The sequence below is a fragment of the Amycolatopsis palatopharyngis genome (assembly GCF_003385185.1).
Classification (GTDB): Bacteria; Actinomycetota; Actinomycetes; order Mycobacteriales; family Pseudonocardiaceae; genus Amycolatopsis; species Amycolatopsis palatopharyngis.
Map to the genome: position 1 here is coordinate 1 of NZ_PQHZ01000013.1, position 25,915 is coordinate 25,915.

The 25,915-nt window shown below is 68.7% G+C and carries 28 protein-coding genes; 15 read left to right on the forward strand and 13 right to left on the reverse strand.

All coding sequences use genetic code 11. The features are described from left to right. Nucleotides 1-116: 116 nt before the first annotated feature. Nucleotides 117-1,040, reverse strand: a complete 924-nt coding sequence (pheA, locus tag D0C15_RS12475) for a prephenate dehydratase (protein WP_116044381.1) — start codon at nt 1,038-1,040, stop codon at nt 117-119. Between the two features lie 97 nt (nt 1,041-1,137). On the opposite strand from pheA, the gene D0C15_RS12480 reads away from it, so the two are divergent. The 4 genes from D0C15_RS12480 (at nt 1,138) to D0C15_RS34515 (ending at nt 3,940) form a co-directional block, all read left to right on the forward strand. After that, the gene (locus tag D0C15_RS12480; RefSeq protein ID WP_116044383.1) at nt 1,138-1,743 is read left to right on the forward strand and encodes a macro domain-containing protein; all 606 of its coding nucleotides are present in this window, start codon (nt 1,138-1,140) and stop codon (nt 1,741-1,743) included. 144 nt (nt 1,744-1,887) lie between these two features. Further along, the gene (gene coaA / locus D0C15_RS12485; protein ID WP_116044385.1) at nt 1,888-2,820 is read left to right on the forward strand and encodes a type I pantothenate kinase; all 933 of its coding nucleotides are present in this window, start codon (nt 1,888-1,890) and stop codon (nt 2,818-2,820) included. Nucleotides 2,821-2,823: 3 nt separating this feature from the next. After that, entirely contained in the window at nt 2,824-3,627 is an 804-nt protein-coding gene (locus D0C15_RS12490) for an alpha/beta hydrolase (RefSeq protein ID WP_116044387.1), read from the forward strand. Nucleotides 3,628-3,763: 136 nt separating this feature from the next. After that, a complete protein-coding gene (locus D0C15_RS34515; RefSeq protein ID WP_170161336.1) occupies nt 3,764-3,940 on the forward strand; it encodes a hypothetical protein in 177 nt (58 codons plus the stop codon). A gap of 46 nt (nt 3,941-3,986) precedes the next feature. On the opposite strand, the gene D0C15_RS12495 is transcribed toward D0C15_RS34515, so the two are convergent. From D0C15_RS12495 to D0C15_RS12510, 4 genes are all read right to left on the reverse strand, one after another. Further along, the gene (locus D0C15_RS12495) at nt 3,987-5,543 is read right to left on the reverse strand and encodes a hypothetical protein (RefSeq protein ID WP_245975724.1); all 1,557 of its coding nucleotides are present in this window, start codon (nt 5,541-5,543) and stop codon (nt 3,987-3,989) included. Between the two features lie 35 nt (nt 5,544-5,578). After that, the gene (locus tag D0C15_RS12500) at nt 5,579-6,508 is read right to left on the reverse strand and encodes an NADP-dependent oxidoreductase (protein ID WP_116044389.1); all 930 of its coding nucleotides are present in this window, start codon (nt 6,506-6,508) and stop codon (nt 5,579-5,581) included. A gap of 228 nt (nt 6,509-6,736) precedes the next feature. Then, nucleotides 6,737-7,993 (reverse strand): hypothetical protein, encoded by a 1,257-nt coding sequence (locus tag D0C15_RS12505; protein ID WP_116044391.1) that lies wholly within the window; start codon nt 7,991-7,993, stop codon nt 6,737-6,739. 92 nt (nt 7,994-8,085) lie between these two features. Beyond that, complete coding sequence (locus D0C15_RS12510; protein WP_162830052.1) at nt 8,086-10,884, reverse strand: AAA domain-containing protein; 2,799 nt, start codon at nt 10,882-10,884, stop codon at nt 8,086-8,088. 124 nt (nt 10,885-11,008) lie between these two features. Between D0C15_RS12510 and D0C15_RS12515 the strand changes: the two genes are divergently transcribed. Beyond that, nucleotides 11,009-11,329 (forward strand): nucleotide pyrophosphohydrolase, encoded by a 321-nt coding sequence (locus D0C15_RS12515; RefSeq protein WP_116044396.1) that lies wholly within the window; start codon nt 11,009-11,011, stop codon nt 11,327-11,329. 17 nt (nt 11,330-11,346) lie between these two features. Here the strand turns inward: D0C15_RS12515 and D0C15_RS12520 are convergent, their stop codons facing one another. Further along, nucleotides 11,347-12,141 (reverse strand): beta family protein, encoded by a 795-nt coding sequence (locus tag D0C15_RS12520; protein WP_162830053.1) that lies wholly within the window; start codon nt 12,139-12,141, stop codon nt 11,347-11,349. Between the two features lie 152 nt (nt 12,142-12,293). Then, on the reverse strand, nt 12,294-12,425 hold the full coding sequence (locus tag D0C15_RS35475) for a hypothetical protein (RefSeq protein WP_281270702.1): 132 nt from the start codon (nt 12,423-12,425) through the stop codon (nt 12,294-12,296). A gap of 155 nt (nt 12,426-12,580) precedes the next feature. On the opposite strand from D0C15_RS35475, the gene D0C15_RS12525 reads away from it, so the two are divergent. From D0C15_RS12525 to D0C15_RS12550, 6 genes are all read left to right on the forward strand, one after another. Beyond that, nucleotides 12,581-12,910, forward strand: coding sequence for an SAV_915 family protein (locus D0C15_RS12525; RefSeq protein ID WP_245975725.1), 330 nt, complete (start codon nt 12,581-12,583; stop codon nt 12,908-12,910). Beyond that, on the forward strand, nt 12,903-13,196 hold the full coding sequence (locus D0C15_RS12530; protein WP_116044403.1) for a hypothetical protein: 294 nt from the start codon (nt 12,903-12,905) through the stop codon (nt 13,194-13,196). The genes D0C15_RS12525 and D0C15_RS12530 overlap by 8 nt, the downstream gene beginning before the upstream one ends. Nucleotides 13,197-13,198: 2 nt before the next feature. After that, nucleotides 13,199-14,386 carry a WXG100 family type VII secretion target gene (locus D0C15_RS12535; protein ID WP_116044405.1) on the forward strand — a complete coding sequence of 396 codons (1,188 nt, stop codon included), beginning with the start codon at nt 13,199-13,201 and terminating at the stop codon, nt 14,384-14,386. Further along, the gene (locus D0C15_RS12540; protein WP_116044407.1) at nt 14,373-15,221 is read left to right on the forward strand and encodes a hypothetical protein; all 849 of its coding nucleotides are present in this window, start codon (nt 14,373-14,375) and stop codon (nt 15,219-15,221) included. The genes D0C15_RS12535 and D0C15_RS12540 overlap by 14 nt, the downstream gene beginning before the upstream one ends. A 42-nt stretch (nt 15,222-15,263) precedes the next feature. Further along, nucleotides 15,264-16,130, forward strand: coding sequence for a hypothetical protein (locus tag D0C15_RS12545; protein WP_116044409.1), 867 nt, complete (start codon nt 15,264-15,266; stop codon nt 16,128-16,130). A 116-nt stretch (nt 16,131-16,246) separates the two neighbouring features. Continuing rightward, nucleotides 16,247-17,680 (forward strand): GntP family permease, encoded by a 1,434-nt coding sequence (locus D0C15_RS12550; RefSeq protein ID WP_116044412.1) that lies wholly within the window; start codon nt 16,247-16,249, stop codon nt 17,678-17,680. Here D0C15_RS12550 and D0C15_RS12555 read toward each other — a convergent pair. After that, a complete protein-coding gene (locus D0C15_RS12555) occupies nt 17,673-18,374 on the reverse strand; it encodes a FadR/GntR family transcriptional regulator (RefSeq protein ID WP_116044414.1) in 702 nt (233 codons plus the stop codon). The two genes, D0C15_RS12550 and D0C15_RS12555, sit on opposite strands and share 8 nt — an antisense overlap. A gap of 26 nt (nt 18,375-18,400) precedes the next feature. Continuing rightward, a complete protein-coding gene (locus tag D0C15_RS12560; RefSeq protein WP_116044416.1) occupies nt 18,401-18,736 on the reverse strand; it encodes a DUF3024 domain-containing protein in 336 nt (111 codons plus the stop codon). Nucleotides 18,737-19,032: 296 nt separating this feature from the next. Between D0C15_RS12560 and D0C15_RS12565 the strand changes: the two genes are divergently transcribed. From D0C15_RS12565 to D0C15_RS12575, 3 genes are all read left to right on the forward strand, one after another. Next, complete coding sequence (locus D0C15_RS12565; protein WP_116044418.1) at nt 19,033-19,341, forward strand: hypothetical protein; 309 nt, start codon at nt 19,033-19,035, stop codon at nt 19,339-19,341. 6 nt (nt 19,342-19,347) lie between these two features. Continuing rightward, nucleotides 19,348-20,958: an alpha/beta hydrolase gene (locus D0C15_RS12570; RefSeq protein WP_116044420.1), complete on the forward strand. Its 1,611-nt coding sequence runs from the start codon at nt 19,348-19,350 to the stop codon at nt 20,956-20,958. 128 nt (nt 20,959-21,086) lie between these two features. Then, nucleotides 21,087-21,512, forward strand: coding sequence for a hypothetical protein (locus D0C15_RS12575; protein ID WP_245975727.1), 426 nt, complete (start codon nt 21,087-21,089; stop codon nt 21,510-21,512). A 15-nt stretch (nt 21,513-21,527) separates the two neighbouring features. Here D0C15_RS12575 and D0C15_RS12580 read toward each other — a convergent pair whose 3' ends face one another. After that, nucleotides 21,528-21,971 (reverse strand): PASTA domain-containing protein, encoded by a 444-nt coding sequence (locus D0C15_RS12580; protein ID WP_211323182.1) that lies wholly within the window; start codon nt 21,969-21,971, stop codon nt 21,528-21,530. A 142-nt stretch (nt 21,972-22,113) separates the two neighbouring features. On the opposite strand from D0C15_RS12580, the gene D0C15_RS12585 reads away from it, so the two are divergent. Continuing rightward, on the forward strand, nt 22,114-22,977 hold the full coding sequence (locus D0C15_RS12585; RefSeq protein WP_116044433.1) for an LLM class flavin-dependent oxidoreductase: 864 nt from the start codon (nt 22,114-22,116) through the stop codon (nt 22,975-22,977). A 108-nt stretch (nt 22,978-23,085) separates the two neighbouring features. Here D0C15_RS12585 and D0C15_RS12590 read toward each other — a convergent pair whose 3' ends face one another. The 3 genes from D0C15_RS12590 to D0C15_RS12600 are packed head-to-tail and all read right to left on the reverse strand — an operon-like array spanning nt 23,086 to nt 25,714. Beyond that, nucleotides 23,086-23,700, reverse strand: a complete 615-nt coding sequence (locus D0C15_RS12590; RefSeq protein WP_116044435.1) for a hypothetical protein — start codon at nt 23,698-23,700, stop codon at nt 23,086-23,088. Beyond that, the gene (locus D0C15_RS12595) at nt 23,697-24,977 is read right to left on the reverse strand and encodes a hypothetical protein (RefSeq protein WP_116044438.1); all 1,281 of its coding nucleotides are present in this window, start codon (nt 24,975-24,977) and stop codon (nt 23,697-23,699) included. The genes D0C15_RS12590 and D0C15_RS12595 overlap by 4 nt, the downstream gene beginning before the upstream one ends. Then, a complete protein-coding gene (locus D0C15_RS12600; RefSeq protein ID WP_116044650.1) occupies nt 24,974-25,714 on the reverse strand; it encodes an ABC transporter ATP-binding protein in 741 nt (246 codons plus the stop codon). The genes D0C15_RS12595 and D0C15_RS12600 overlap by 4 nt, the downstream gene beginning before the upstream one ends. Between the last annotated feature and the right edge of the window lie 201 nt (nt 25,715-25,915).

Genomic DNA, 25,915 nt, shown 5'->3' on the forward strand with positions numbered 1-25,915 from the left:
TGTCTGATCAGCAACAACCTCACGCTGTCTCCCCTCGCTGCACGGCCGCCACCCGCCCACCCGTCACCCGCCACCACCCTAATTCGAAGCCGCACGCGCCAAATTCACTCACCGCGTCACGCGGTCTCCCCCGCGCGCACGGCTGCTACCCATTCTGCCGCGTTCGTGTAGTCGTCGTTGGCCGCGGCGGGGGCGACCGTGTCCGCCACGCGATCGGCCCGCGGATGCGAACCGAGGAAGCGCACGGAGCTGCAGCGCCGGTGCAGCGCCGCGACGGCGTCCCCGACCCGCTGTTCGGCCAGGTGTCCCTCGAAGTCCAGAAAGAACCGGTACTCACCGAAGTTACCTCGTGCTGGCCGCGCGTCGAGGCGGGTCAGGTTGATGCCTCGGAACGCGAGTTCGGTGAGCAGCTCGGCCAGTGCGCCAGGGCGGTTTGCGGTCGAAGCCAGCACCGAGGTGCGGTCGGCCCCGGTGGGTCGCGGCAGCGGGCCGGGCGTCTGGACCAGCAGGAACCGCGTCCTCGCGTCGAGCACGTCGGCGACGCCCGTCGCGAGGATCGGTAGTGGATAGTGCTCGACGGCCACCGGTGCCGTTACCGCGGCGTCGCACTCACCCCGCTGGACCGAAACAGCGGCGGCTGCCGTCGAGGAAGCCGCGACCGTCTGCGCATCCGGCAGCGTGTCCGCCAGCCACTGCCGTACCTGCGCGAGGGCGTGCGGGTGGCTGGCGACCGTGCGAATATCGGCCGCTTCCCTGATGCCGGGCCGGGTCAGGATGCTGAAATGCACCGGCAGCAGCGCCTCGGCCACGGCGACCAGAGGAGTACCGATCGCGAGCCCGTCGAGGGTCGCGTTGACCGGACCCTCCACAGAGTTCTCCACCGGAACGCAGGCCGCGTCCGCGTCTCCGGCGCGCACCGCGGCGAGCGCACCGGCGATCGTGTCGGCAGGGACCAGTTCCTGATCCGTGGCAAGGCTGCGCGCAGCCTGCTCGGTGAACGTTCCTCGCGGTCCGAAGTAGGCGATGGTCTTGAGCGGCACCTGGCCAGGTTACGCAGCCGCGGTGTCATGAGTTTCACTCGCATAGCCGGTAGGCAGCCCGGTTACGACAGCTGATGTTTTTTGTCATGCTGTAGGCGTGACGGCTGAATCGGGCACGCACACCGCAAGCAGACAGCACGTGACTCCCCGAACGCCGGAGTTGGTGCTGTGCGCCATCGACAGTCCCCTCGCCGAGGCCTGGCAGCAGGCAGTGCGGGAAATGCGGGGCCGAGTGCGATTGCACCACGGCTCCGTCCTCGACGTCTCCGCCCAGGCCGTCGTCAGCCCGGCCAACTCCTACGGCTGGATGCGTGGCGGCGTCGACGCTACCTACGCACAGGCGTTTCCCGAGGTCGAGCAGAACGTCCGCAGCGCTGTCCTCGCCTATCACGGCGGAGAACTGCCGATCGGGGAAGCATTGATGGTGCCCACCGGAGCCCGCACCCCGGCGTGGCTGATCAGCGCACCGACCATGCGGGAGCCCGGCGAGCGACTGCCACCGGACACCGTGCACCCATACCTCGCGGCGCGGGCGGTGTTCCAGCTCTGGCGCGACGGCCGGCTCGAGCAGGGAGTGCACGTCCATCAGGCGATCGACACCATCGCGATGCCCGGACTCGGCACGGGTGTCGGAGACGTCTCCCCGCACACATGCGCACGGCAGGTCTGCGCTGCCTGGGATGACGTCTTCCCCGCGCGGTGAATCGGCGTCAGCGTGCACAACGTCACAGCGCGTTCAGCGCCAGTAAGGCCTACCGTTAACTCGCGTTGAGGTGATCGGCGATTCGTCGCCCTCGGCGTGATCGAGTTTTCGGCGCTGGCCCACCGACGGGCGAGGAGTGTGCTTATGCCACGAGTCCGCGAGTTGAGCCCCTATGTCGAATTGCACCGGGATCAGTGGCGCGAGCTACGCAGGGCGACACCGCTTCCACTCACCGCACACGAGCTGCTGAAGCTGCGCGGGCTCGGTGAGCAGGTCGACCTGGACGAGGTGGCCGAGGTCTACCTCCCGCTGTCCAGGCTGATCAACCTCCAGGTCGCCGCCCGTCAGCGGCTGTACGAGGCGACGACCACCTTCCTCGGCGAGGACTGCAAGGGCACGAAGGTGCCGTTCGTGATCGGCATCGCCGGTAGCGTCGCGGTCGGCAAGTCGACCACAGCTCGTGTCCTGCGCACCCTGCTCGCCCGCTGGCCGGACCACCCGCGGGTCGACCTCGTCACGACCGACGGGTTTCTCTACCCGCGGCAGGAGCTGATGCGGCGCGGGATCATGCACCGCAAGGGCTTCCCGGAGAGCTACGACCGCAGAGCCCTGCTGCGGTTCGTCACCGAGGTGAAGTCCGGTGCGGAGCGGGTCAGCGCGCCCGTCTACTCCCACCTGGCCTACGACATCATCCCGGGTGCGGAGAACGTCGTGCGCCAGCCGGACATCCTGATCATCGAGGGGCTGAACGTCCTGCAGCCCGGGCCCCGCCTGACCGTGTCGGACCTGTTCGACTTCTCGATCTACGTCGACGCGCACACCGAGGACATCGAGCGCTGGTACGTGGACCGGTTCCTGGAACTGCGGCATACGGCCTTCGCCGACCCGGCGTCGCACTTCCACCACTTCGCCGGCCTGCCCGACGACGAGGCGCGGGCCGAGGCACGACACCTGTGGCACACGATCAACGAGCCGAACCTGGTGGAGAACATCAAACCCACCCGCCCCAGGGCCACTCTCGTGTTGCGCAAGGACGCGGATCATTCGATCAACCGGGTCCGCCTGCGCAAGCTCTAGCCGGTGCGACGCAGGGTGTGGATCGCGATCTCGGCGGTGACCGCCGTCGTCGTTCTGGTGCTCGGCGCCGCCTACGTCTTCCAGCGCCAGCTCGTGTACCTGCCAACCGGCGGGCCACTTCCCCCCGCGTCCGACGTTCTGCCCGGCGGGCGGGACGTCACCCTGCGGACCACCGACGGCCTCGCTCTCGGCGCCTGGTTCCTGCCGGTCCCCGGTGCGCGGGCGACCGTGCTCGTCGCACCCGGCAACGGCGGGGACCGGTCGCTGCGGGCACCGCTGGCCCGCGCGCTGGCCGATCGCGGCCTGTCTGTGCTGCTGCTGGACTACCGCGGTTATGGCGGCAATCCCGGCAGTCCGAGCGAGGAAGGCCTCGCGCTGGACGTACGCGCGGCCCGCGAATTCCTCGTGCGGGAGGCCGGGATCGCACCGGATGAGCTGGTCTACTACGGCGAGAGCCTGGGCGGCGCCGTCGTCGCCGAACTCGCGACCGAGCACCCGCCGTCCGCGATGGTGCTGCGCTCTCCGTTCACCGAGCTGGCCGCGGTGGGGCAGCGTCACTACCCCTTCCTGCCCGTGCGGTTGTTACTCCGGGATCGGTTCCCCGTCGCCGAGTACGTCGCGGCGAGCGAAACTCCCCTCACCGTTGTCTATGGCACCGCCGACGCGATCGTGCCGCCGGAGCTCAGCCGCGAGGTGGCCGCGAAGGGCGGCGCCGAGGTGGTCGAGGTGCCCGGCGCCGGACACAACGATCTGGCGCTACTGGCCGGGGACCGGCTGATCGACGCCGTGGACCGGGCCGCCGGCTGATCGCGCTCCGCGACCATCCCTCAGCCGATCGGCCGATGCGTAGCCGTGAGCACTAACCGGTTGGCCGATAGTAACCGGGACCCGGCGAGGTGACCCTGGAATTAACCAACTCACCCTGCAAAGGGGGTAGCCGCCGATGTTCTCGATCATCATGACCTGGATCGGTGCGATGCTCGGCATCGTGGTGCTGCTGGCGATGGCGGTCGGCGCCTTCGTCCTGGATTTCGACGACGCGATCGGCCGGCGCGAACGGCGTGCGGTCCGGCCCGCCGAGCACGGCGAGCCGGACCCGAAGACCGCGCCACTGGTGTGAGCGGAGGCGCAGGCCTGCGAAGTGCCGTTATCGAGGCGACAAGGCGTCAGCCAAGGGCTTCGAGCGCCTCGCAGTAGGCGTCCAGGTCGAACTCGAATTCCTCCGCGTCCGGCTCGCTCGCGGTCTCCGCCTGCGCGGAGAGGACAGCGACCAGCTCGTCCAGGATGTCGTCCCGCTCGCGCCCGGTGTCTCGCATGCGCACCACGGCCGACCACAGCTGCGGGGGTTCGTTCTCCCAGAGCTGGTCCACCACCGCGGCCTTCAGCGCGAGGTACTCGCGCGGATCGACGCCGTCGATCTCCTCGATGTCCGAGTCCTCCGTGAGCGCCTCGTGGTACTCCGGGTGCTCGCCGATCACCAGTAGCCTGCGCTGCTCCGGGTCCGTGGGCTCCAGCTCCAGCTGGGTGTCGCCCAGTTCCGTGACGGTGGTGGGCACGGCGAACATCCGCCGTTCCAGCAGCTCGGTCAGCTCGACCGGGCCCTCCAGCTCCTCGTCGCCGTCCAGATAGACCTCGAGCGAGTCCTCGCCGAAGCTCGCGAGGCTCTCCTGCACCGTCTCGTCCAGCTCCGCGAGAGCGAGCTCGGGCAGTCCCTGGCGCAACGCGGCCCAGCGCGTCCACGCGAGGACGACGTCGGGCAGGACCTCCTGCTCGGTCTCGGACAGCTCGATCTCGCCGGGCAGCCAGTCCTCCAGGAACGTGACCATCCGCTCCGGACTGATCCGCAGCGGCCTGCTCGGCTCCGTCTGCACCCCGAAGTCGATCAGCAGTCGGACGCAGTAGCGCGTGTCATCGGTGTCCGGCAGTCCCGGATTCGCGCTCAGGAACTCCTCGACCACCGTCTCCCAGTCGCCGAGTGGCTCGGCAGCAGGCGGGGGCTCGGCGTCCGGCAGCACCCGGCAGTAGGCGAGGGCGAGCGCCCTGAACCGGATGAACTCCTCGGTGACCTCGGGTTCCTCGAGTGTGTCGATCACCGCGATACCGCGCTCGAGCAGACCGCGCAGCCGGGCCGGCTCGATCCGCTCGACCAGCAGCAGGCCTTCGTTCTCCTCGGCCTGACCACGCATTCCGGCGAGCAGGTCGTCCGGGTTGTCCACGATGGTGACATCCGGCAGCGACCCGTCCGACAGGTGCAGCAGGGCGAAGATCCCGATCCGGTCCTGATCGCGATGCAGAACGGCCAGCAGTGAGGCCGTGTCGCCGTAGACGTCGCCGAGCTGCCAGCACTCGTCGATGCCCACCGCGCCGAGCCCGGCCGCCCATTCCGGTTCCGGAATGCCGCGGCCGAGCACGGCGCGCAGGCCGACGGCGGCGGCCTCGCGCACGCCCGGGTCAGGGGCGAGAACACTCAGCGAGGTCAGCAGCGCGGCCGCGCCAGGGGTGGCCTTCTTCCTGGCACGATCGATCAGCTCCCTTGCGACGTCCTCCCCTTCCGGGTCCTCCCACCAGGCACCGGCCACCTCGGATGCCAGGACCTCGACCCGGAGCAAGTCGGGATCGGCGGCCAGTGCGGCGAAGTCGGACAGCACGTCCTTGACGAAGGAGTTGATTCCGTCCGGCCCGGGCACCGGCGTCGTGTCACGTCCACGGCTCTGCGAGGTCATGGGCCCATGCTGTCATCGCGGCCGCTCGCGCACACCTACTGGTCGACCAGTACCGCGATCTTGCCTCGGGTATGCCCCTGCTCGCTGGCCTTGTGGGCGGCGGCCGTCTCAGCCAGTGGGTAGGTCTCGGCGATCTCGACGGTCACCTTGCCCTGCTCGACCAGCTCCACCAGTGCGGTGAGGTCGGCGGTGTCCGGGCGGACGAAGACGTACTGGCCACCGAGTTCGGTGACACCGGGATCGGCGACGGAGGCGACCCGGGCCTTCGGTGCGAGGACCTCGGCGGTCGCGGTCAGCGCGGCACCGCCCACCAGGTCCAGCACGGCGGAGACGCCGGTCGGGGCGAGCTCACGGACCCGCTCGGCCAGGTCGTCGCCATAGGTCACCGGCTCGGCGCCGAGGGAGCGCAGGTAGTCGTGGTTGCGCTCGGAAGCGGTGCCGATCACCCTCGCGCCGCAGGCGACCGCGATCTGCGTCGCGAGTGAACCGACCCCGCCTGCGGCGGCGTGGATCAGCACGGTGTCGTCCTCGTTGATCTGCAGCGTGTGCACCAGGGACTGGTAGGCCGTCAGCCCGGCCAGCGGCAGGCTCGCGGCCTGCTCCCACGTGGCGTTCTTCGGCTTACGGGCGAGCGTCCGCACCGGAGCCGCGACCTTCTCGGCGAAGGTGCCGCGGCGCACGACGTCCTCGCGGACGTAACCGATCACCTCGTCGCCCTCGGCGAACTCCGGCACCGAGATTCCAGGGCTCTCCACGACCCCGGCCACATCCCAGCCCGGGATCACCGGGAAGAACACGTCCAAAGCGCCGTCCAGGTACCCCTCGCGCACCTTCCAGTCCACCGGGTTGACCGAAGCGGCCTTGACCTTGACCAGGACACTGTCCGGGCCCACCTTCGGATCGGGGACCTCGGACTGTTCCAGAACCTCGGCGCCGCCGAAGGACGAGTAGGTGATGGCCTTCACTGGTACTGCTCCTCACGTCGGGTATCGCAGCCTGTCACCGGCGGCAACCAGTGCTGCGTCCGACGGATTCCCGGGGGTTAGCCGATTCACTCCTACCTGACCCGGCTACCTGGCGGCCGGGCACAACGAGCGGTTCCCACGCTGGCACCCCTCGCACTTTCCCGGGAAAGCGCGGTGGTTGCGCACGCACGAATCGCACTTTCCCGGGAAAGCGCGGCAGGGGCAGGGCTACCTGGCGGCCTTCGCGAGGGCGGCCTTGGGCAGGGCGATGCGCGCGGCACGTACCTCGGCCAGCAGCCGGGTCTTGCGCCGGTGTGTCCGCACCAGGTCGGCGAGGTACGCGCTGAACTCCTCGGCGGTGTCGGCCCGCCGGTGCAGGGTGCGCAGTTTGCGCAACTGCTTGGCCGCCTGCCGGTAGTAGTGCGGGTCCTTGTGCGCGATGAGCTCCTCGACGTGTGATCGGTAGACCCCGATCACCTCGCCCGGGTGCTCGGCGGCCCTGCTCTCGGCCACCTCGAGGCGCAGTTCCAGGGAGCATCCGTGCTCCTCGGCGGCCCGCCACGCCTCCTCGAACCGCTGCTCCGCGAGCAACATCCGGACAAGTTCATCGGCTTCCGCGGGTCCCCGGCCCGCCCGGTCGTGCAGCAACGCCACAGCCTCGTCGCGCTCGTGCTCCGCCGCGTCCCGCAGGGTCTGCTTGTCCCTGGAGAAGGCGCGGGCCGCGTGTGCGATTGCCTCACCGTGCCTGCCCGCGCCGCGCAGTGCCCGGACGATCTTCAGGCTGACGTCGAGGCGGGGCAGCTTCCTGGACAGGATGTCGACGAGCAGGTCGACGTCCCCGGTGGCCTCGGCCACCTGTTCGTTCAACCGCTCGGCACGGGCCAGGCTGCCACCGTCGGCGCCCTCGTCCGCGAGTACGCCGTCCACGGCCGCCCTGATGCACAGCAGGCCGGTCTCGCCGAGCGCCTCGGCGAAGTCCGCGAGGTGGATCTCCGGCCAGCCAGGACCGTGCAGTTCGATGCCGAGGATCCAGTCCGCGAGCGCGTCCGGCGGCGGTGGGTGCGCTGCGCACGCGCGGGCATACAACGTGACCGCCCGGCCGAGTTCGGCCCCGACCGCGCCGGTGGTGTCGTCCAACTCGCCGAGGGCGGAGCTGATCTCGTCCACGGTCCGCCGCGCCAGTGGGCTCAGATCCGCCTGTGTGCCCGCGTCCAGCAGCCGCTGGAGGGTGTCCAGCACGGCGCTCATCTTGGTGGCGAGGTCGAAGCCGGCGCCGTATGGCTCGAGGTCGGCGGGTACGGCGTCGTCGAGCATGCGGTGTGCCTCGGCGACATCACCGCCCTGGGTGCTGTTCAGCCCGGCCCGCACCTCCAGCTCACGGCGGAACTGCGGGTGCCGGGCCGCCTGGTCGCAGAGCAACCCGACCAGGGACTCCGCATCGAGGGAGTGCAGGTACGAGCGCAGGGCGGGGTCCACTTGGTCCATAGTGCCGCACCCGAACGGTTGACACGCTCATCCATGCGCGTGGACTTCACCGGCCCGCCGCGCACACAAAGTCAACGTCGCAGGTGACGCCCTCAGAGCGCCGCACTTTCCCGGGAAAGTGCGGTGGTTGCGCGCGCACGTGTCCGCGCTTTCCCGGGAAAGTGCGGCACCAGGTCGGTGATCAGCTTCGCGGCCAGGTGGCGCCCGCGGTGCCCCACCAATACCGGCTCCGGCTCGGCATCGTCCGGCCCTGGGCGGGTCGCGTTGAGCAGGACGGCCTGCTGGTCGAGGACCACGGCACCGCAGCTCACCCTGGCGGCCCGCAGGACCGTGGCGCCGCAATCCCGGACGAGGGACTCCAGTTCGCCCTGCCCTTCCGGCAGCAACACGCGAACCGTGACTCCCCTGGCGACCGCCCTGCCGAGACCGGACAGGACCTCGTCGGTGGGGGTGGTCTCGGGTGCCAGCCAGATCGACTCGGTGGCCTCATCCAGCCGCGCTGGCAGGTCACGGGCAGGTATGAAGGCCTCCGGGTCGAGCAGGCTGTGCGCACCGACAACGGGTACCGCCTGGTCCAGCCGGACCCCGTTGAGTACACCCAGCGGGCTGTCGATCGGCGCACTGCGCACGGTGGCCAGGTCGGCAAGCAGGAAAAGGGTCCTGCGGGCCCGTGTGACCGCGGCACCGAACTGGCGGGCCCGCGCGGTGCCCGTCCAGTTGCCACCATTCGCAAGATCGAAAAGCACGGTGTCGTATCCACGGCCGTGACAGGACCTGGCAGTTCCGACGCCCACGGCGAGGGCCTCGTCGGCGTCGCGCAGCGCGGCGAGGGCAGCACCTGCCTGTTCCCGCTGTGCCGTGAGCACGCCGAAACCACCTGTGCGCTTGGCCGCGAGGGTCCTCGCGAGTACCGCGCCGAGCGGCCAGGACGCCACTCCGGCCGGAACGGATCCCAGTGTCGAGGCATCGATCAGCACGATCTCGGCGACCGGTCCTGGATCGCGTCTCGGTGAACTGCCGCAGTGCAGGACCTTGTAATGCAGGTTGTTGGCAAGCGTGCGCAATGACCCGCCGAGACGGAACTGCCTCGTCAACACCGCACAGCCTGGATGCCGCGCGGCGTCCTCCGGGGAGCGGATACCGCAGTGGGCGAACACATCGGTGGTCAGCCAGGTACGCACTTCGGGCAGTGCGCGGATCGACGCGGGCCGTACCACCGGTCCCGGCTGGAGGAAGTCGCCGAACAGGACCGCGCTCTCCGCCGCCCTGGACACGGCGAGCAGCACCTCGGCGAGCCTGGCCGCGGCCGCCTGATCGACGAGCACCACATCGAACTTCTGCTGGGCCACGACCTGGTGTGCCCTGGCAGTACCGAGCGTCGTGGCCACGACCTGGGCGCCGGCGATCGCGGCTGCCTCGGCCTCCTCGCGCAGCCGCAGTGTCCGCTCGGTGAGCCAGCCGAGCCGCTCCAGCAGCCGATCTCGGCAGCTGGTGTCGCCGGCTCGCCTGCGCAGGATCTCTCGGTGCTGGTGCCGCGACGGCAGGTCGTGTCGCCTGCAGTCGGCGTGGAAGCGGCGATCCTGCTCGGTGGCGACGCCGGCGTTGCGGATCTGGGTGATCTTGCGGCGTAGTGCCTCCGCCGTGGTGTGCAGCTCGGACTCGGTACGAGCCGCGAGGTCCAGCGCCAGTTCGGCGGTGACGAGTTCGTCGTCGAGACGCACGAGGTCGGCAGGCGTGAAGGGGTGGGCCGCGGCAGCGCACTCCGCGATGCGCTCCGCGAGCTCGGCGCACCGCTCCTGTAGTGCGCGCCGGTTCCTGCGTTGGGACCACCGGCCACGTGCGCATGCGACACCGGTGGCGGGCAGACCGTCGAGTTCGCTGGTGAGGTCAGCCATTCGTTCGAGCTGGGCGCGTTGTTCGGCGATCTCCGTCCAGTTCTCGCGCGCTCCGCGCAGTCCTGCCTGTGCGGCCTCCAGTTCTCGCGCGGCGGCGGAATGCTGTTCCTCGACGAGGATGAGTTCACCACACAGCGCTCGCAGCCGGCTTGCCTGTTCGAGACGTTCACCTGCGGCGAGGAACGCATCGTGGTCGTATCCGGCGAGTTCGGCGTCGAGTACGGCCAGCGCTTCCCCCGCGCCTTCCAGCTCGGCGAGATCCTCCTGCACAGCCCGGCGTTCGGCGTCGAGCTCGCATGAGAGCGTCGCGACGACGTGCTGGTCGGCGGGAACACCGACGCGGGCGACCTTGCCGGGCGAGAGGCGCCGTCGCAACGCGAGTACCGCGTCGTCCACGGCGGACCCCACCGGCGAGACGAGCAGCACTCGTTTACCGACGGCTACCAACTCTTCCACCGCCGCGGTGATCACCGAGGTCGTTCCGGTGCCGGGCGGGGTCCAGGCCAGCTGCACCCCCGGTGCGAGACAGGCGCGGTAGGCGGCCTGCTGCTCGTCGGTGAGCCGCGCGGCGGCACAGCCACGGGAGGGGATCTCGTCCACCGAACCGGCGGCGAGGCGGTCGGCCAACGGCGCCCTGGTGGGAGCACGCAGGCCTTCCGCGAGCCTGCGCAACAGCAATCGGGGACTCAGCGCGGCGGTCCAGGCCCGGTCGCAGCCAGCCGGAACGGGCCCATCCACTCGCAGGTAGAGGACGCCGTCGCTGAACCGCGCGGCGTCGGCGGGAATGGCGAGTCCCTTTCGTGGTCCCTGTTGGCCCGCAAGGCAGAGATGACGCAGATTGTCCGGTTCGATGCGCCGCCCGCGCAGGTCGACCGAGTAGTGACCGGGCTCAGGCAGCGGCGTCAACGTGTCGAGCAGGTTCCACTCGCCGAGTTCGCGAGCATGCTCCAGCTCCTGCTCGACAGCGCGGGCAGCCTCGCGCCGCCAATCGGTCATCACCACCCCTTTGGGTCGCGTCGGTTGATCCACTCTGAGTAAACCAACTGTGCCGAATCAAATACAGAGCGTAGTCCGAATGGAGTAGCGCAGCCGTGTCGCGGCGGCATGATAAAGAAGGCGCGTGAACCTCGACGATCTGATCCAGCGGCTGCGCGAGTTCGCCGACGCGCGCGACTGGGAACCGTTCCACACACCGAAGAACCTGGTCATGGCGCTGTCGGGCGAGGTGGGCGAGCTGACGGCGCTGTTCCAATGGCTGACTCCGGAGGAGTCCGCGGGCGCCATGCGCGACCCGCAGCTGCGGCCCGAGGTACTCGACGAGATCGCCGACGTCACCCTCTACCTGGTCCGGCTGGCCGACATGCTCGGCATCGATCTCATAGAGGCGGCGAACGCCAAGATCGACCGCAACGAGGTTCGTTTCCCGCGCGCCCAGAAGTAGGGGCGTCGTCCGGTGGCTTACCTGCCTCCACCCGCTGTTTCCAACCGGGGGCCTGCGACACCGGCCCCGTAGTCGCCGTAGCGCACCGGCACCGGGGAGCGCGCGGACAACGCCTCCCACAAGGCGAGTTCCCTGCGCGGACCGGCGTCGGCGTCCCCCTGCGACGCCGACCCGGCAAGCAGCCCCACAGACGCGGGGCCGATCCGGTGGGTGAGTACCTGGATGGTGTGCAGCAGGTCCTCGACCCTCCCGGCCGTCACGGCTGGGAGGTGTCCTTCGTCCAGCAGGAGGTGCATATTGCGGGTCGGCACACCGGTCGTCCTGCTGATGCGCAGGAGCTGACCGACGAGGTTGCGCCGGGCCAGCCAGGGATCTCGGCGCGCCCGAACCACCACATGTCTCGGGTGGCGCTCACCCAGCATCCGCACCCAGTGCAACACCCGGTCGCTCGGAGCCGTCCCGAGCACCGGGATCAGTGGCGGGATCTGCGGGTCGGTGGTGGCACCGCATCCCTCGAGTACCGCCCGTATCCGAACGTCGAGGTACTCCAGCAGCCCGCGCGGCGTACCGTCCAACGCCGTGGCCTCCGGCAACCAGGTCGCATCAATCCACAGTGGACGACGAGCGCGCACAGCCTGCGCTGCCGCCTCGGCCAGCCGGGCTACGACCCGCTGTTGCCGATCCCCCGCGCCATTGACCAGCTCCACCAATACGACCGGATCCGTGGACCGGCCCGCCGCCAGCAGGCCGAGCGCCTCCAGTTCCCCCGGCTCCCCCTGGACCGCGAGCAGCGGCGCAAGCTCCTCCCTCATGCCGCGCATGTTGCACTCCCCTTCACCACGACGACTCACAGCCTGAGCCGCAATCGCGAGTCAGGGCCCACCATTCCGCGGCAAGCCGTTCAGTATTCACCAACCTGCGCCGTATTTGTTCCGCCGTTCGGGTTAGGCAAAATTGCCCACATTCAGGCCGGCACGGTCCACTTTGAACCAAGGGCCCCTGACGACGAAACCGCGTTCCTGATCTCGGAGTCGTGTTCGGTGAACAGGGGGTAGAGCATTCCATCTACAAAGCTGCCGATGCCGATGATCGCCATCGTGTGCTCGTTATCGCGAATAGGGGTCCGGACAACGTATTCGCTGTTCACTGTGAGTACTCACGCGACCACAACAGTTGCCGGGGAACCGGACGGCGGCGAGACTCGTCCAAGTCACGCCTGTTTGGATCCGAGTTCCCAGTGGGGGTACCTCCGTGAACGACACTGCCATGGAGCCGGAGGCCACGACTCCGATCCCGCCCGAGTTCCCACCTGTCGTCTACCTACCCTGCGCCTCGCACGTCAGTGACCCAAGCGAATCCGTGGTCGAGCTGCGCGAGACCAGGGACGGCCGGATGGCGCTCATGGCGTACTCCGCGCTTGATCGGCTGAAGTACTGCTGCGGCGACCAGCAGCCGTGGATGGTCGTACCGACCCCGACGCTGGACAAGATCCAGCAGGTTCAGCCGTTCGACCTGTTGTTGCTGGACGTCATCATCCCGCCCGAGCACCGGCACGGCGCCGGGGGTGAAGGCGATGCCTGACGGCACCGGCTACCAGGCCGATCCTGGCGTGATCGACGGCATCGCGAGCACCCTGCGCAAGGCCGCAACGCACCTCGACGGGCTGGGCAACAGCACACCGGCGACCCCGGACGCGGGCGATGCGAGCGCGGCGGTGGCGGCCATCCTCGGCAAGCTCACCGACAGCGCGGGACAGCTGGTCATCGGCACGAACGCGGCGGGCGACGCGGTCGCCGACGGCAGCGCAGCGTATGCCGAGACGGAGGCACAGGCAGGCGATGCCGTGACGGCATCGGGGGGTGAGTGAGGATGCCGATCGACACCAAGATCGAGGGCGATCCCGGCAGCATCACCACGGCCGCGACCTGGGTACGGGACTCGCTGGCCGCGCGAATCACGGAAACCGCGACGCGGATCTACAGCGCGCGCAACAGTGCCGACGCGGGGTGGACGGGCAACGCGTCGGAGGCGTTCCGGACCCGCATGACCCAGGGTGCGGGCGAGGCGGACGACTTCGCCAAGATCGCCAAGACGATGGCCCAGAACCTCGACGATCTGGCCGCCGACCTCACGCGCGCCCAGGCCGATATGACCCGCATCCGCGGCGAGGCCGCCACAGCGGGTCTCGCGGTCAACGGCAACGTGATCGCGGATCCCGGTCCGGGGCCCGCAGCTCCCGGTGCCGCGCCCACCGGTGAAGCCGCGACCCCCGAGGCCGTGCAGGCGCACGGGGAGGCGGTCGCGGCACAGCAGACCCACGCCGCCAAGGTGAAGGCGTTCGAAAAGGCAACGGCCGACGCCGACGGTGTCCACAGGTCGTGGAAGGGCAGCGTCGAGACGATTGCGGCCACGGCGAACAAGGAGGCGCCGAACCCCTGGTTCAACGTCGCCACCGTGGCGGGAACGACCATCGCGGCGGGCGCGGGAGCCAGGTACTCCTCGTTCCTGCTGAAGGGCGCGCAGCATTACGTCGACGACGCCGCGCAGGCGGCGCGGCACGTGAAGTCGTTCGGCAACATCGTCATCGACCACAAGGGGTTCTACAGCCAGGTCGACCGCGCGGCAGCCAGCACCAGGGCGGCCAGCGCGCTGGCCGACGACGCCGCAAAGGTGCCGAGCAAGGTGAACTCGTTCGGGCTGAAGCTCGGTGGCGGCCTAGCCGTCGCCGGGATCGCCTACGACATCGCCAATGGCAAGCCGGTTGGCCAGGCCGTGGTGTCGGGAGGCGTGGGCTTCGGTGCGTCGGTCGCGGCAGGGGCCGTGGTGGGCACGATGATCGGCGGCCCGGTCGGTACCGCCGTGGGAGCGGTTGTGGGAGCCGGGGTTGGCGTCTTCACCTCCGGCATGGTCGACTCGCTGTATGAGAACGGCATCGGCGAGGTCGGCCAGGCGATCGAGGACGGCGGCAAGGCGATCGTGGATACCGGAAAGGCGATCGCCGACGGGGCCAGCGCGGTCGCGGGCGGCGTGAAGGACGCCTGGGATGCCGTCTTCTGAAGCCCTGCGCCGGCCACCCGAATGGCCCGCGAGCGGCTCGCGCTACCGCCTGGCCTTCGGTTTCAGCGTGGCCCTGCTGGTGATCGCACCGCTGGGAATCGGCCTGTACTACCTGTCCATCGGCTCGTCCGCGGGAGGCAGGTACGCACTGGCGTTCGCGGCGCTCGGCGCGCTCGTCGCATGGCTCGGTTACGAAACGCGTCTGCGGCAGCGGAAGCCGGTGGAGGCGGTCACGAACGTCCGGACCGAGGACGGGCGCGGCGCGCTGCGGATCCCGTACTCGTCGCAGATCTACTACGGGTATGGCCTGCTGATGGGCGGGATCGCCCTGGTGTTCGTGATGGCGGCGGTGGAATCGGTGAGTGACTCCGTATTCGGCGGCGCATTCTTCGTTTTCGGTCTGCTGGCGTTGTTCTTCGCCTCGATGCCACTGCTGATGACCACCGGACGATTCGACAGGGGATATCTGCGCCTGTCTCCGGAGGGCATCTACCAACGCGGCTGGACGTTCGAGTCCTTCCTGCCGTGGGACCGCGTGATCGGGGTGTTTCCCCGCTACTCCGACGGCCCGCAGATCGTCGTCGTCGCGGAGGACGACACTCCGTGGCAACGACGACAGATCACCAGGCTGTGGCGGCAGGACCGGCTGCCGAAAGTGCAGCGCCAGGATCGGCAGGGGCCGGTGCCGTTGATCGACATACCCGGCAAGTTCCTCGCCGTGGACCCGACGCTGGTCTACCACCTCGTCGGCTTCTACCTGGCGAACGAGCGTGCGCGCGCGGAGCTCGGGACCGAACAGGCGGTGCACCGGGCGCAGACGCAGGCATTTGGCTGAAGGAACTGCCCGCGCCCACCCTGTTGTGCCACGTTCGTCGGTGTGCACGCGAAGCGGAGTCATGAGCGCAAGCGCCAGGCCGGGCCGAACCTCGCAGGGCGGCTGGGCCGCGCCTGGGAAGCGGTGACCACGGCGCTGGCACTGCTGACGGCGATCTACCTGATCCTGAACACGATCGGTGCGACCAGGACGCTCCTGGAGCGGTACGTGGTGAAGCTGGACGGACAGCTGCTGGCCGCCATCGTCGCCGTCATGCTGGAAGTCGTGCTGATCGCGATCTACCAGCTCGGCCGACAGGTCCGGGGTGTGCGGGACACGGTAGCGGCGCAGACGGAGGACCGGATCGCCTACAACGTCAGCGAGGTCCTCACCACCCTCGACGAGATCGCCGAGCGGGGGCGGCGCAGGGAACGGTCACTTGATGTTCTCGGGCTGACCCTGAACACCACCTGGCCGCAGATCCTGGCGTGGCTCACCTCCCACGACCCGCCATCGCACTGGCGGATCAGGCTGTACTACCTGGACCCGGACTTCCTCGCCGAATGTGGCGAACTACCTGCCGATTGGGCGGGTGAATCGGCGCGCAGCCAGGAGCGGATGCGCGAGATGCTCCTCAGGGAGGCCGGGGAGTTCGCGCAGCGAGGCATCGAGGTGACGCTGATCCACTACGCCTGCGTGCCGATCGTGCACGGCTTGCGGTTCGGTAACGGGGCCATGTTCCTGTCCTATCTGCAGTGGTCGGAGGCGGGCAAGATCCGCCCGTTCAACTTCTACGAGCGGATTCCGGCTGGAGACACGTCCGTGCGGGCGAGCCACTACCGAGACCTGCTCGAAAACTGGATCAATCGTGCTGCCTACAGGTCGAGCGGCGAGTGGAACAGCGATATGGCCGCTGCCGAGCTGGACTAACAGGCAAACGTTACCTACGTGTTGCCGGAGGACTTGCCAAAAGTACTACCTTTGAGGCAGTGTGCTGGCCCACACGCCCAGGGCCGACTGGGTAACCGAGGTACGGAGTTGTTGTCGTGGAAGCCATCGACCCACAATTCGGCACCGCCACCCTGTTGCTGATAGCAGCCGGTGCCGTCGCGTTGCTGTTGTTCTTGATCATGAAGGTGAAGCTGCACGCCTTCGTGTCGCTGGTGCTCGTAAGCGTGGTGACGGCCATTGCCGTCGGGTTCAGCCCCGGGGACATCCCCGACGTGCTGATGTTCGGATTCGCGGACACCATCGGCTCGGTAGCGTTGCTGGTCGCGTTCGGGGTGATGCTCGGCCGGTTGCTCGAGGTGACCGGCGGGGCGCAGGTACTCGCGGACACCCTCATCAACCGTTTCGGGGAGAAACGGGCGCCACTCGCCCTCGGTGTCGCTTCGCTGCTGTTCGGCTTCCCGATCTTCTTCGACGCCGGACTGGTCGTTCTGGTGCCGATCATCCTCACGGTTGCCCGGCGCTTCGGCGGATCGCTGCTGCTCTACGCACTGCCGTCGGCGGGCGCGTTCGCCGCCATGCACGCGATCGTCCCCCCGCACCCCGGTCCGGTCGCGGCGGCAAACCTGCTCGGTGGCAACGTCGGACTGACCCTGCTCGTCGGGATCCCGGTGGCCATCGTCGCCTGGTACGTCGGCGTCATGCTGGTCTCCCGCTTCCTCGGCAAGCGCGTGTACGTGCCGGTGTCGAACGTCGTGTTCGGCGAGATGAACGACGGCCGGGACAACAACGCCTCGGAAGCCACTGAGGACGGTGCCGACCGGCCCGAGACGAAGCTGGCCCAGCGCGCACCGTCCTTTGCCACGGTGCTGATGCTGCTGCTCATCCCGCTGGTGTTGATCTCGTTCAACACGGTGCTGTCCACGCTGGTCACCTCGGGTGTGCTCGCGGAGGGGCAGGCCTGGGTCGGCTTCCTCAGCCTGATCGGCGTCACCCCGGTCGCGCTGATGATCACCGTCATCACCGCGATCCTCGTCCTCGGCAAGCCGAACGCCTCGATGGCCTCGGTCAGCAAGATCGTCGACAACGCACTCGGTCCGGTGTGCTCGATCATCCTGATCACCGGCGCCGGCGGGATGTTCGGTGGCGTGCTCGAACTGAGCGGTATCGGCGCAGCCCTGAGCGGGAGCCTTTCCGGCCTCGGAATTTCGCTGATCGTGCAGGCCTTCGTCATCGCGACGCTGCTGCGGGTCGCACAGGGTTCGGCGACGGTCGCCCTGACGACCGCGGCCGGCCTGATCGCCGGGTCGGTGGCCGAGGCAGGACTGAGCGACTTCAAGGTTGCGCTGCTCGTGGTGGCCATCGCGGCGGGCGCGACCGTACTGTCGCATGTGAACGACTCGGGCTTCTGGCTGGTCAGCAGGCTGTTCGGGATGGACGAGAAGACCACGCTGAAGACGTGGACCGTGATGGAGACGACGCTGGGACTCTCGGCGTTCGCGATCGCGTCGCTGCTCTGGGTGGTTACCTGATCGAAGGGTCGGCGAGCTGCCCCAGCGTCGTTACGACCTCGGCGCAGATCGCCGTCATGGCGGCCGAGGCCACCTCGGGTTCCCTTCCCGAGACGGCCTCGGCCACCACCGAATGCAGTCGGCGCGCCTCGACCTTGGGCTGCGGCGGCATGAGGTGGTGGTCGGTGCGGCCGCGCAACACCTCCTCCACCACGTGTGCGAGGCCGGCGAACATGTTGTTCCCGGAGGCCTCGAGCAGCAGCCGGTGGTAGGCGATGTCGTACTCCAGGAAGGTTTTGAGGTCACCGGCTGAGCCGGTGGTCTCCAATGCCTCGCCGAGTTCGACGATCCGGCCACGCTGGGAGTCGTCGGCGTACCGCGCGGCCAGTGCGGCGGCGGGCGGTTCGATCGCGGCGCGCAGCTGGGAGAGCTGGTGCAGCTGGGACTCGCGCTCCGGGCCGGTGAGGCGCCAGCGGATCACGGCTCGGTCGTAGATGTCCCACTGGTGCGCCGGCAGTACGGTCACTCCGGTGCGGCGCCGGCTGTCCACGAGGCGCATGGATGCGAGCACCTGCACGACCTCGCGCGCGATCGTGCGGGAGACGTCGAACTCCTGCTGGACCCATTCCAGGTTGATCGTCGCCCCCGCGGCCAGGCCCCCGGTGACGATGCGGGGGCCGAGCTTGGAGAGGACCTCCTCGTGCAGGGTCGGCATGCTGGGAAGCCTACCGGCGCTGCCGGTCAGCCCCAGAAAACTCCGTGGGGATTGCTGTCGATCTCTTCCAGCAGCGAAACGGGCTGCGTGGCTTGTGGAGCGTCCGGGTAGGAACGCCAGCGTCCGTTGCGGTCAGCCCACAGGACCGACCAGACGCCGTCCTCGTCGAGCCGCAGTTGCGCCACCTTCTGCTCGGTCCACTCCGGGCCGAGCAGCGGAGTGGGAGCATGCCGTTCCACGATCGTCAGCGACCGGCCTCGGCGCTTGCACTCCACGCGAATCTGATCGCTCAACCGTGCAGGAACCTTCTTCGCACACCACCGCTCCACCTGGCGTAACGCGAACTCCGGAACGGGAGACATGCGGGCAGGAAACCTCGCCTTCGCCACCGCCTCGGTGGCAGGGGTCTGGACAACTACCCGCACACCGTAGCGACCGCGCCGCACGGATTGCCATGGCCGCCACGAGCCCGTTGCGGCCGGCTTTCAGAGCTTTGCCTCAAGCGCGCCGCAGCATTCGGCCGCTTTCCGGAACCAGCGGCCGGTTCCGGCGCGTCACAGTCTCGTGCGCTCCTGCGGCAGCCTGTCGAGAGCGAGCCGCACGAGCGATTCACCGCTACGATCACCGACTTGTGAACACCTGACCGAAGGGGGCGGGGATGGACGGGTATGGCGTCGAACTGAGTGAGCTGTCCACCACCGGCGACGAGTTCATCGGCCTCGCGGACGAGGCCCGGGAGGCGATGTCGGAGTTCAGCGGCGGCGTCGCGGCACACGAAGGCGCCAACGAGGGTTTCACGACCACGAGCAAGGTCGGCTCGCTGGCCACGCAGTGGGAGTTCCAGATCGACGACATCTGCAAGCGCACCGCGATGGCGGGCGGACTGCTGCAGGACAGTTCGACCAGCTACCAGGAGGTCGAGGAAACTGTGATCGATTCGCTCGGCCCGCTCGATTCGGGTAGCTGATCGCCGGTGGTGACCTTCAGAAACCTTCGCGACGCCGATCCGGGCGCGTATGACGACATCGCGGACAGGTGGTCCCGGCTGGCCGGTGAGCTCACCGCGACGGCCAGCGACATCAAGACGACGCTCGGCAAGCTCGACGGCTGGCGGGGCGACGCGGCGGAAGCGGCCCGCACACATTTCGAGGACGTCCGGTCGGAGTACAACACCGCGGCCGAGTACATCGAGAAGATCCCGCCCGCACTTCGCGATCTGTCCGACGCGATCACCGAAGCGCAGACAACCGTCAGCGGCGTACTGGAAACCGTGGATTCCACCTACCTCCTGTCGGTGGACCCGGACACCGGCCAGGTGCGCGCGGGTGCGGGCGGGCCCGGTGACATGCGGACCGAGGAGGAGAAGGAAGCGAATCGCCAGACGGCCCGCGACCTGACCGAGACGATCCAGGGCGCTCTCGAAGACGTTCGCGAAGCCGACCAGGCGGCGTCCTCGGCGCTGGGCGAGACGCTGCCGTCGGCTGCTGGGCTCGAACTGGAAGCGGTCGGCGAGGGCAACATCATCACGCCGAGCGACATTCCGGGCGACGGTGCGTCGGCGCAGGACGTGAAGCAGTGGTGGGACAGCCTCACGCCGATGCAGCAGGAGTCCGCGATCTACACCCACGGTGACGTGATCGGCGGGATGGACGGTATCCCGGTCGAGGACCGGGACCGCGCGAACCGGATCGGTTTCGCCGAGGAACATGCCGAGCTCAACAGCCGGCACGCCGAACTGGAAGAGCTGGGTGACGCGCGGACCTCGGACCAGAACCGCGAGTACGAGCGCCTCGGCGAGACCCTGCGCGGGATGAACGCGATCGACGAGCGTCTCGAACGCGAACCGACGGACACGGTGCCGCAGTCCTACCTGCTGGACTACTCCACCGAGGGCAACGGCCGGGGCATCGTCGCGACCGGCAACCCGGACACCGCCGACAACGTGGTGACCTCGGTGCCGGGCACGGGCTCGGACCTGGCGAAGATCGGCGGCGAACTGGACCGGGGAGACCTGATCCTGTCTCAGGCCGATCGGCTATCGCGTGGCGACAACGCGGCGATCACCTGGGTCGGCTACGACGCCCCGGGCGACGTGGGTCAGGCGACCAACGCGCACTACGCCGAGGACGCCGCCGCCGACCTGCGCGGCTTCCAGGACGGACTGCGGGCCACGCACGAGGGCGAAGCATCCAACAACACGGTGATCGGGCACAGCTACGGCTCCACCGTGATCGGACACTCCGCACAGGGCGAGAACGCCCAACTCGACGTCGACAACGTGGTGTTCATCGGCAGCCCCGGCGTCGGGGTCGACCACGCCTCTGAGCTGCAGGTGCCTGAGGACACGAATATCTACGCGAGCACCGCGGAGAACGACATCATCCGCGGTACCCCGACATTCATCCACGGCCCGCAGCCGATCGGCGAGGATTTCGGAGCAACACCGTTCACCTCGGACGCAGGGACCGAAGGTGACTGGTACACCGGTGGCTACTCCACGGACGCACATTCGGAGTACTGGAACAAGGACTCGTCATCCCTGCGGAACATGGGTCGTATCGTCGTCGGCAACGAACCGAGCTGAGCGACAGTGATCGAGGAGGACCGCGGTTGTTTCGAAAAGCAAGCGTGATCGCATGCCTGCTCCTGACGCTCACAGCGTGCGGCGGGAGTGGCGGGCAAGACGGCGGAGAAACCGGGAGCGAAGAGCCAATGCGCACCATGACCGAACAGCAGGCCGCGCAGCGCGCCGACGAACACATCCAGCGCGCGGTGGCAGCCTTGCCGGAGAAGCCGACACTGACCGTGCAGTACGAGGACTCGGCGGAATGCCTCGATCCCACAGACAACGGTCCCCGGGGTCGCTTCGAGGTCGGCAAGACGTACTGGCTGGATGGCCTGCCCGCCGACCGGAACAAGGAGTCCGTCGACGCGCTGTACGACTACTGGACGGCGAACGGCTTCCGCGTACTGTCCGACAAGCGGTCCGCGAGCGACATGTTCGTTTCGGTAGAGAACAACGACGACGCCTTTCGAATGTCCGTGCAGCAAAGCGATGAAGGTGACCTCTCCCTCGGTGCGTCCTCCCCGTGCATCTGGCCGGACGGCACGCCACCTGCTGACGCGGACGGTCAGTAGCCGACCGGCGGAGTCCTACTCGCCTTCCTTCTTCGAACTGAGCGTGACCGTCGAATCAACGGAGGCATCCACGCCACCTTCGGGTGACTGAGAGACGACGATCCAGTTCCGATCCCACAAAAGCGCACGCCCCTGCCCCGTGGCGTCGACCTCGCGCAGGCCGTAGAACCCTGCTGCCTGCATCGCGTCCTGAGCCTGTTGGTGGTTCATGCCCACCACGTCCGGGACCGTCGCTGTCGCTGCTGACTCCCGGACAGGGGTAGCGGACCCCGCCGAGGTGGACTCGGCAGGTTCGACCACGGTGACCGTCGTGCCGGTTGGCAGGTCGTCGGGCTGAGCCGGATCGCCGGTGCCACCAGCGCAGGCACCAACAGACGCCACTGCGGCCAGTACGACAGCCGGTACGAGGAGCCGGGCCGGTTTTCCCGGCCAGACGGAACGCAGCGTCAAGGTCTTCATGAACTCACTCTCGACAAGGATCGCGCCGGACGACCTGCCCGGACTATCCTCCATCGCTCTCGGTGCCTCGCTTGCTACATCAGACACGTGGCGAACACCGACGGCTGTCGATATGATTGAGCCCTCAATCAAAGGGGTGGTTATGGCGGACTACGGGCACGAACTGCTTTTCGGAACCTTCATCACGCCGACTGCGGCGCAGGCACAGCACGCGGTGACACTCGCGCAGGCGAGTGAGCAGGCCGGGCTCGATCTGGCGACCTTCCAGGACCACCCCTACCAGCCAAGGTTCCTCGACACCTGGACGCTGCTGTCATACATCGCCGCGCGCACCGAGCGACTGCGTCTGGCGACGAACGTGGCCAACCTGCCGCTGCGACCGCCTGCTGTGCTCGCGCAGGCCGCCGCCAGCCTCGACCTGCTCAGCGGGGGACGTTTCGAACTCGGGCTCGGCGCGGGCGGCTTCTGGGACGCCATCGCGGCGATGGGTGGACGGCGGTTGACACCCGGCGAGTCCGTCGAGGCCACCGAGGAGGCGATCCGCGTCATCCGTGCGATGTGGGATGTCGACGAGCGAGGCGGGGTGCGGGTCGACGGCAAGCACTACCAGGTAACCGGGGCCAAGCGTGGTCCGGCGCCGGCGCATCCGATTCCGATACTGCTCGGCGCATACAAGCCGCGGATGCTGCGCCTGCTCGGCCGCCTCGCGGATGGCTGGCTGCCGTCGTTGGGCTACCTTCCCGGCCGGGAGGCGTTGGCCGGGCTGAACGCGATCATCGACGAGAGCGCGGGCGAGGCCGGGCGGGATCCACACGCGGTGCGGCGGCTGCTGAACGTCGGCCCGCAGGACGTCGCGCCCGACTCGCTGGCCGAACTGGCGGTCGAGTACGGCATCTCCACGTTCGTTCTCGCCACCGACGATCCACGGGTCATCCAGGAGTTCGGCGAGGAGATCGCCCCGGCGGTCCGGGACATCGTCGCCACCGAGCGTGCGGGGAACACCTGAGCTACGCGCCCCGGGACCGGCGCAGCACGTTCCCAGATCCGCGAGAAGCACGCGCTGCTCGAACCACTGGCCCGGCTGGGCATGTTCGCCGGGCAGTTGTAGCGGCGCCTAGTCCGCGGATCGTCGACGAGACAGCGCGGTGGCGCCGCAGGTCCGGACGTGGACGAGCAGCGCGATCGCGATGATTGCGACGGTCGCGCCCCAGTGCGCGTCCGCTTCGGGGTAGGCGGCCGTCGGCACGACGTGACGCAGGCCTGGCTCGAGGTTGTGGATCAGGCCGAATCCGAGCCAGGAAAGAAGTCCGAGCAGCCCGGCCCAGAGCGGGCCGGTGAGCGGGGCCAGAGCCTGCACGAGCGCCGCCATGGTGAGGGCGTTGGCGAGCACCCAAACCCACGGCGTCCGCTCCGGCAGTCCGGGCACCACGACGAGCACGCAGAGCGCGGGCAACATGATCTCCAACGCTGCGACGACGCCCGCGAGGACGTGGGCGCGCCGGCCGCGAGACGTGCGATCCCATTCCCAGAACCGGGGGCGGGTCAGGATGGCCATGAGAGTGGCGGCCACGATCGCGCACAGTTCGGCGACCGGAAGCCGGTTCGGGTGGACGGGCGACAGGTCGACATCAATGACGTTGCGCCCGATCACGGCGCTGACACCAGCCGCGAGGATCGCGACCACCAGGGCCCGGTGGATGCCACGACTGAGGACGAGAGTGCGGATCATGCGCGCGGAACGTCGCGAAGTGTGAGGGTGCAGTTGCTGAGTTGGCGCTGGTGTCCCCGAATCCAGTCCTGCACCTGTCGCTCACTCATCCCAGCGAAGGTGCCGCTCGGTGGACTGCCGCCGGTGAGGTACGCGGCCAGGTCGAGCTGCACGGTCGTGAGGTCGCCGCTCTGCTCCGTGGCCGGCGCCGTCATGCACGCGCGGACGCCCGTGAGGGACTCGATCACTCCGGAGGGGACCGCATCGATGACTCCATCCGCCCTCAGCGGGATGATCACCGTGCTTCCCGCTGCCGCTGTGCGGAGTTCGCCGCCGAGAACCAGCGATTCGTCCCAGACAGCCTGGATGTTGAGCGGTTCGGTCCCGTATCGGGCGAAGACAGGGTCGAAGGCGGCGATCAGCGCGGGTAACTGGGGTTCGTTAGCCGCGTGCACGCAGTAGGTCATGCCACGAGCCTCCCCGCACACTTGTGCGGGCTCTGGTTCGACCGTGAACAATGCAGGCTGGTTGGCTAGGGCCACGGCGATCAGGGCGACCGGCGCGATGGCGTAAAGAGTGATGTCGGCGGCACGCAGAGCGTGGTTGCGGCCCTGCCCCGACGACCTGCGGTGCAGCACTGTGGCCGCGAGCGCGGCTGTCGAACCGGTGAGGAGCAGGAACAGCGCGACCCGGAACACCACCAGTGGCGTCGACTCGGTCTGACCGAGCTGCGGTTCGAGATACAGGACTGGAGCCACCGGGGCGAAGGTGTCGGCGCCCGCGTTGGAGAGCACGAACAGGGCGTACAGCGCGAGTGCGGTGATCGGCACGATGACCATCGAGTGGACCAGGGTGCCCAGCACGTATCCGAGCCCGATGGCGGCCGTCATCGCCAGCACCCCGGAGAGGATGACCAGCGGCGCCGGAGAGCCGATAGCGCCGCGAACGGCAGCGGCCAGCGTCAGCGGGAGAAGCGCGAGGGCATAGGCGCCGACGAACCAGGCGATGAGCAACGTGAGGTGCCGGCCGACGGCCGCCGACCCAAGGCGAGGTGCGCGCGGCTGGGACCAGATCCGGTCGGCGGTGTTGACCCGGACCGCGTAGTAGCAGGCCGCGGCGCCCGCGATCGGGCCTGCCCAGGCGAACTGCTGGTGCCACTGAGCGGACGTCTGGCCCCACCGAGGATAGGGCCAGGGCATCATCGACCAGGTCGAGAACAGCACGACGAGAGCGATCGCGGCCGCCGGTACGAGCAGCACGTGCGGCAACGGCCACAGGCTGGAGCGAACTCGGATCACGCGTCGTCGCCCAATGTGTCGAGCAGGGTGCGGTAGCCGCGCTCGAGCACCGACTCCAGGCCGCTCGTCCGCGCTGTCCCGGCCTCGATGGTCGCCTCGACCTCGGCCACGGTGCCGTCGAAGGCCAACCTGCCGGAGGCCAGGACTCCGACCCGCCTACACACGTAGCGCACATCCTCGAGTACGTGCGTGGACAGCAGCACGGTGCGGGTCTGGCCGAGAGCCGCGATCACCTCACGGACCCGCACGCGCTGCGTGGGGTCGAGGCCCACGGTGGGTTCGTCAAGCACGAGCACATCGGGGTCATGGGCGAGTCCGGCGGCGAGTCCCAGTCGCTGGCGCTGTCCACCGGACAGGGAACGGGACCGAGCGTCCGCCTTGTCCGAGAGGTCCACCGCATCCAGGGCACGGCCAGCGGCCGCCGCGCACTCGCGGCGCGGGACCCCGTTGATCCACGCCGTGTAGCTCACGGTGTCCACCACGCGCATCTCACCGGCGAGAGAGAACCGTTGTGGGACAAAGCCGAACCGCGGCCGAGTGTCCGGGCGGTCGCTTTCCATGGTGATCGCCCCGGCCTTGGGTCGCAGCAGACCGACCAGCACCGACAACAGGGTGGTCTTCCCGGCACCGTTCTCGCCGAGCAGGCCGGTCACGCCCGGACTGATCACCCAGTTGATGTCGCGCAGGACGAGCTTGCGGCCGTAGGCGTAGCTGATGCCGTCAAGGGTGATGTCCATCAGCACACGAAGACGTGCCGCGTCTCCACGGCGTTACCCCGGCTGTCAGAAGCCTGCGCATAGTAGGACGCGCGAGGGCCACACGGTCCGCTCACGTCCACCCAGCCGTTGGTCACATGCCTCGCGACTGCCTCGCCACGCAGAGCATCCGGCCAGTTGTTGATGTCTCGATACACCCGGGCCCACAGGTAATTGACGGAG

Coding starts and splice junctions, on each gene's coding strand:
- D0C15_RS12575 (WP_245975727.1), top strand. CDS start 21,087: ATGCGCACCATGACCGAACAGCAGGCCGCGCAGCGCGCCGACGAACAC.
- D0C15_RS12540 (WP_116044407.1), top strand. CDS start 14,373: ATGCCGTCTTCTGAAGCCCTGCGCCGGCCACCCGAATGGCCCGCGAGC.
- D0C15_RS34515 (WP_170161336.1), top strand. CDS start 3,764: ATGTTCTCGATCATCATGACCTGGATCGGTGCGATGCTCGGCATCGTG.
- D0C15_RS12520 (WP_162830053.1), bottom strand. CDS start 12,141: ATGAGGGAGGAGCTTGCGCCGCTGCTCGCGGTCCAGGGGGAGCCGGGG.
- D0C15_RS12510 (WP_162830052.1), bottom strand. CDS start 10,884: ATGACCGATTGGCGGCGCGAGGCTGCCCGCGCTGTCGAGCAGGAGCTG.
- D0C15_RS12495 (WP_245975724.1), bottom strand. CDS start 5,543: ATGACCTCGCAGAGCCGTGGACGTGACACGACGCCGGTGCCCGGGCCG.
- D0C15_RS12585 (WP_116044433.1), top strand. CDS start 22,114: ATGGCGGACTACGGGCACGAACTGCTTTTCGGAACCTTCATCACGCCG.
- D0C15_RS12560 (WP_116044416.1), bottom strand. CDS start 18,736: ATGTCTCCCGTTCCGGAGTTCGCGTTACGCCAGGTGGAGCGGTGGTGT.
- D0C15_RS12580 (WP_211323182.1), bottom strand. CDS start 21,971: ATGAAGACCTTGACGCTGCGTTCCGTCTGGCCGGGAAAACCGGCCCGG.
- D0C15_RS12530 (WP_116044403.1), top strand. CDS start 12,903: ATGCCTGACGGCACCGGCTACCAGGCCGATCCTGGCGTGATCGACGGC.
- D0C15_RS35475 (WP_281270702.1), bottom strand. CDS start 12,425: ATGGCGATCATCGGCATCGGCAGCTTTGTAGATGGAATGCTCTACCCC.
- D0C15_RS12535 (WP_116044405.1), top strand. CDS start 13,199: ATGCCGATCGACACCAAGATCGAGGGCGATCCCGGCAGCATCACCACG.
- D0C15_RS12565 (WP_116044418.1), top strand. CDS start 19,033: ATGGACGGGTATGGCGTCGAACTGAGTGAGCTGTCCACCACCGGCGAC.
- D0C15_RS12590 (WP_116044435.1), bottom strand. CDS start 23,700: ATGATCCGCACTCTCGTCCTCAGTCGTGGCATCCACCGGGCCCTGGTG.
- coaA (WP_116044385.1), top strand. CDS start 1,888: ATGCCACGAGTCCGCGAGTTGAGCCCCTATGTCGAATTGCACCGGGAT.
- D0C15_RS12600 (WP_116044650.1), bottom strand. CDS start 25,714: ATGGACATCACCCTTGACGGCATCAGCTACGCCTACGGCCGCAAGCTC.
- D0C15_RS12505 (WP_116044391.1), bottom strand. CDS start 7,993: ATGGACCAAGTGGACCCCGCCCTGCGCTCGTACCTGCACTCCCTCGAT.
- D0C15_RS12555 (WP_116044414.1), bottom strand. CDS start 18,374: ATGCCGACCCTGCACGAGGAGGTCCTCTCCAAGCTCGGCCCCCGCATC.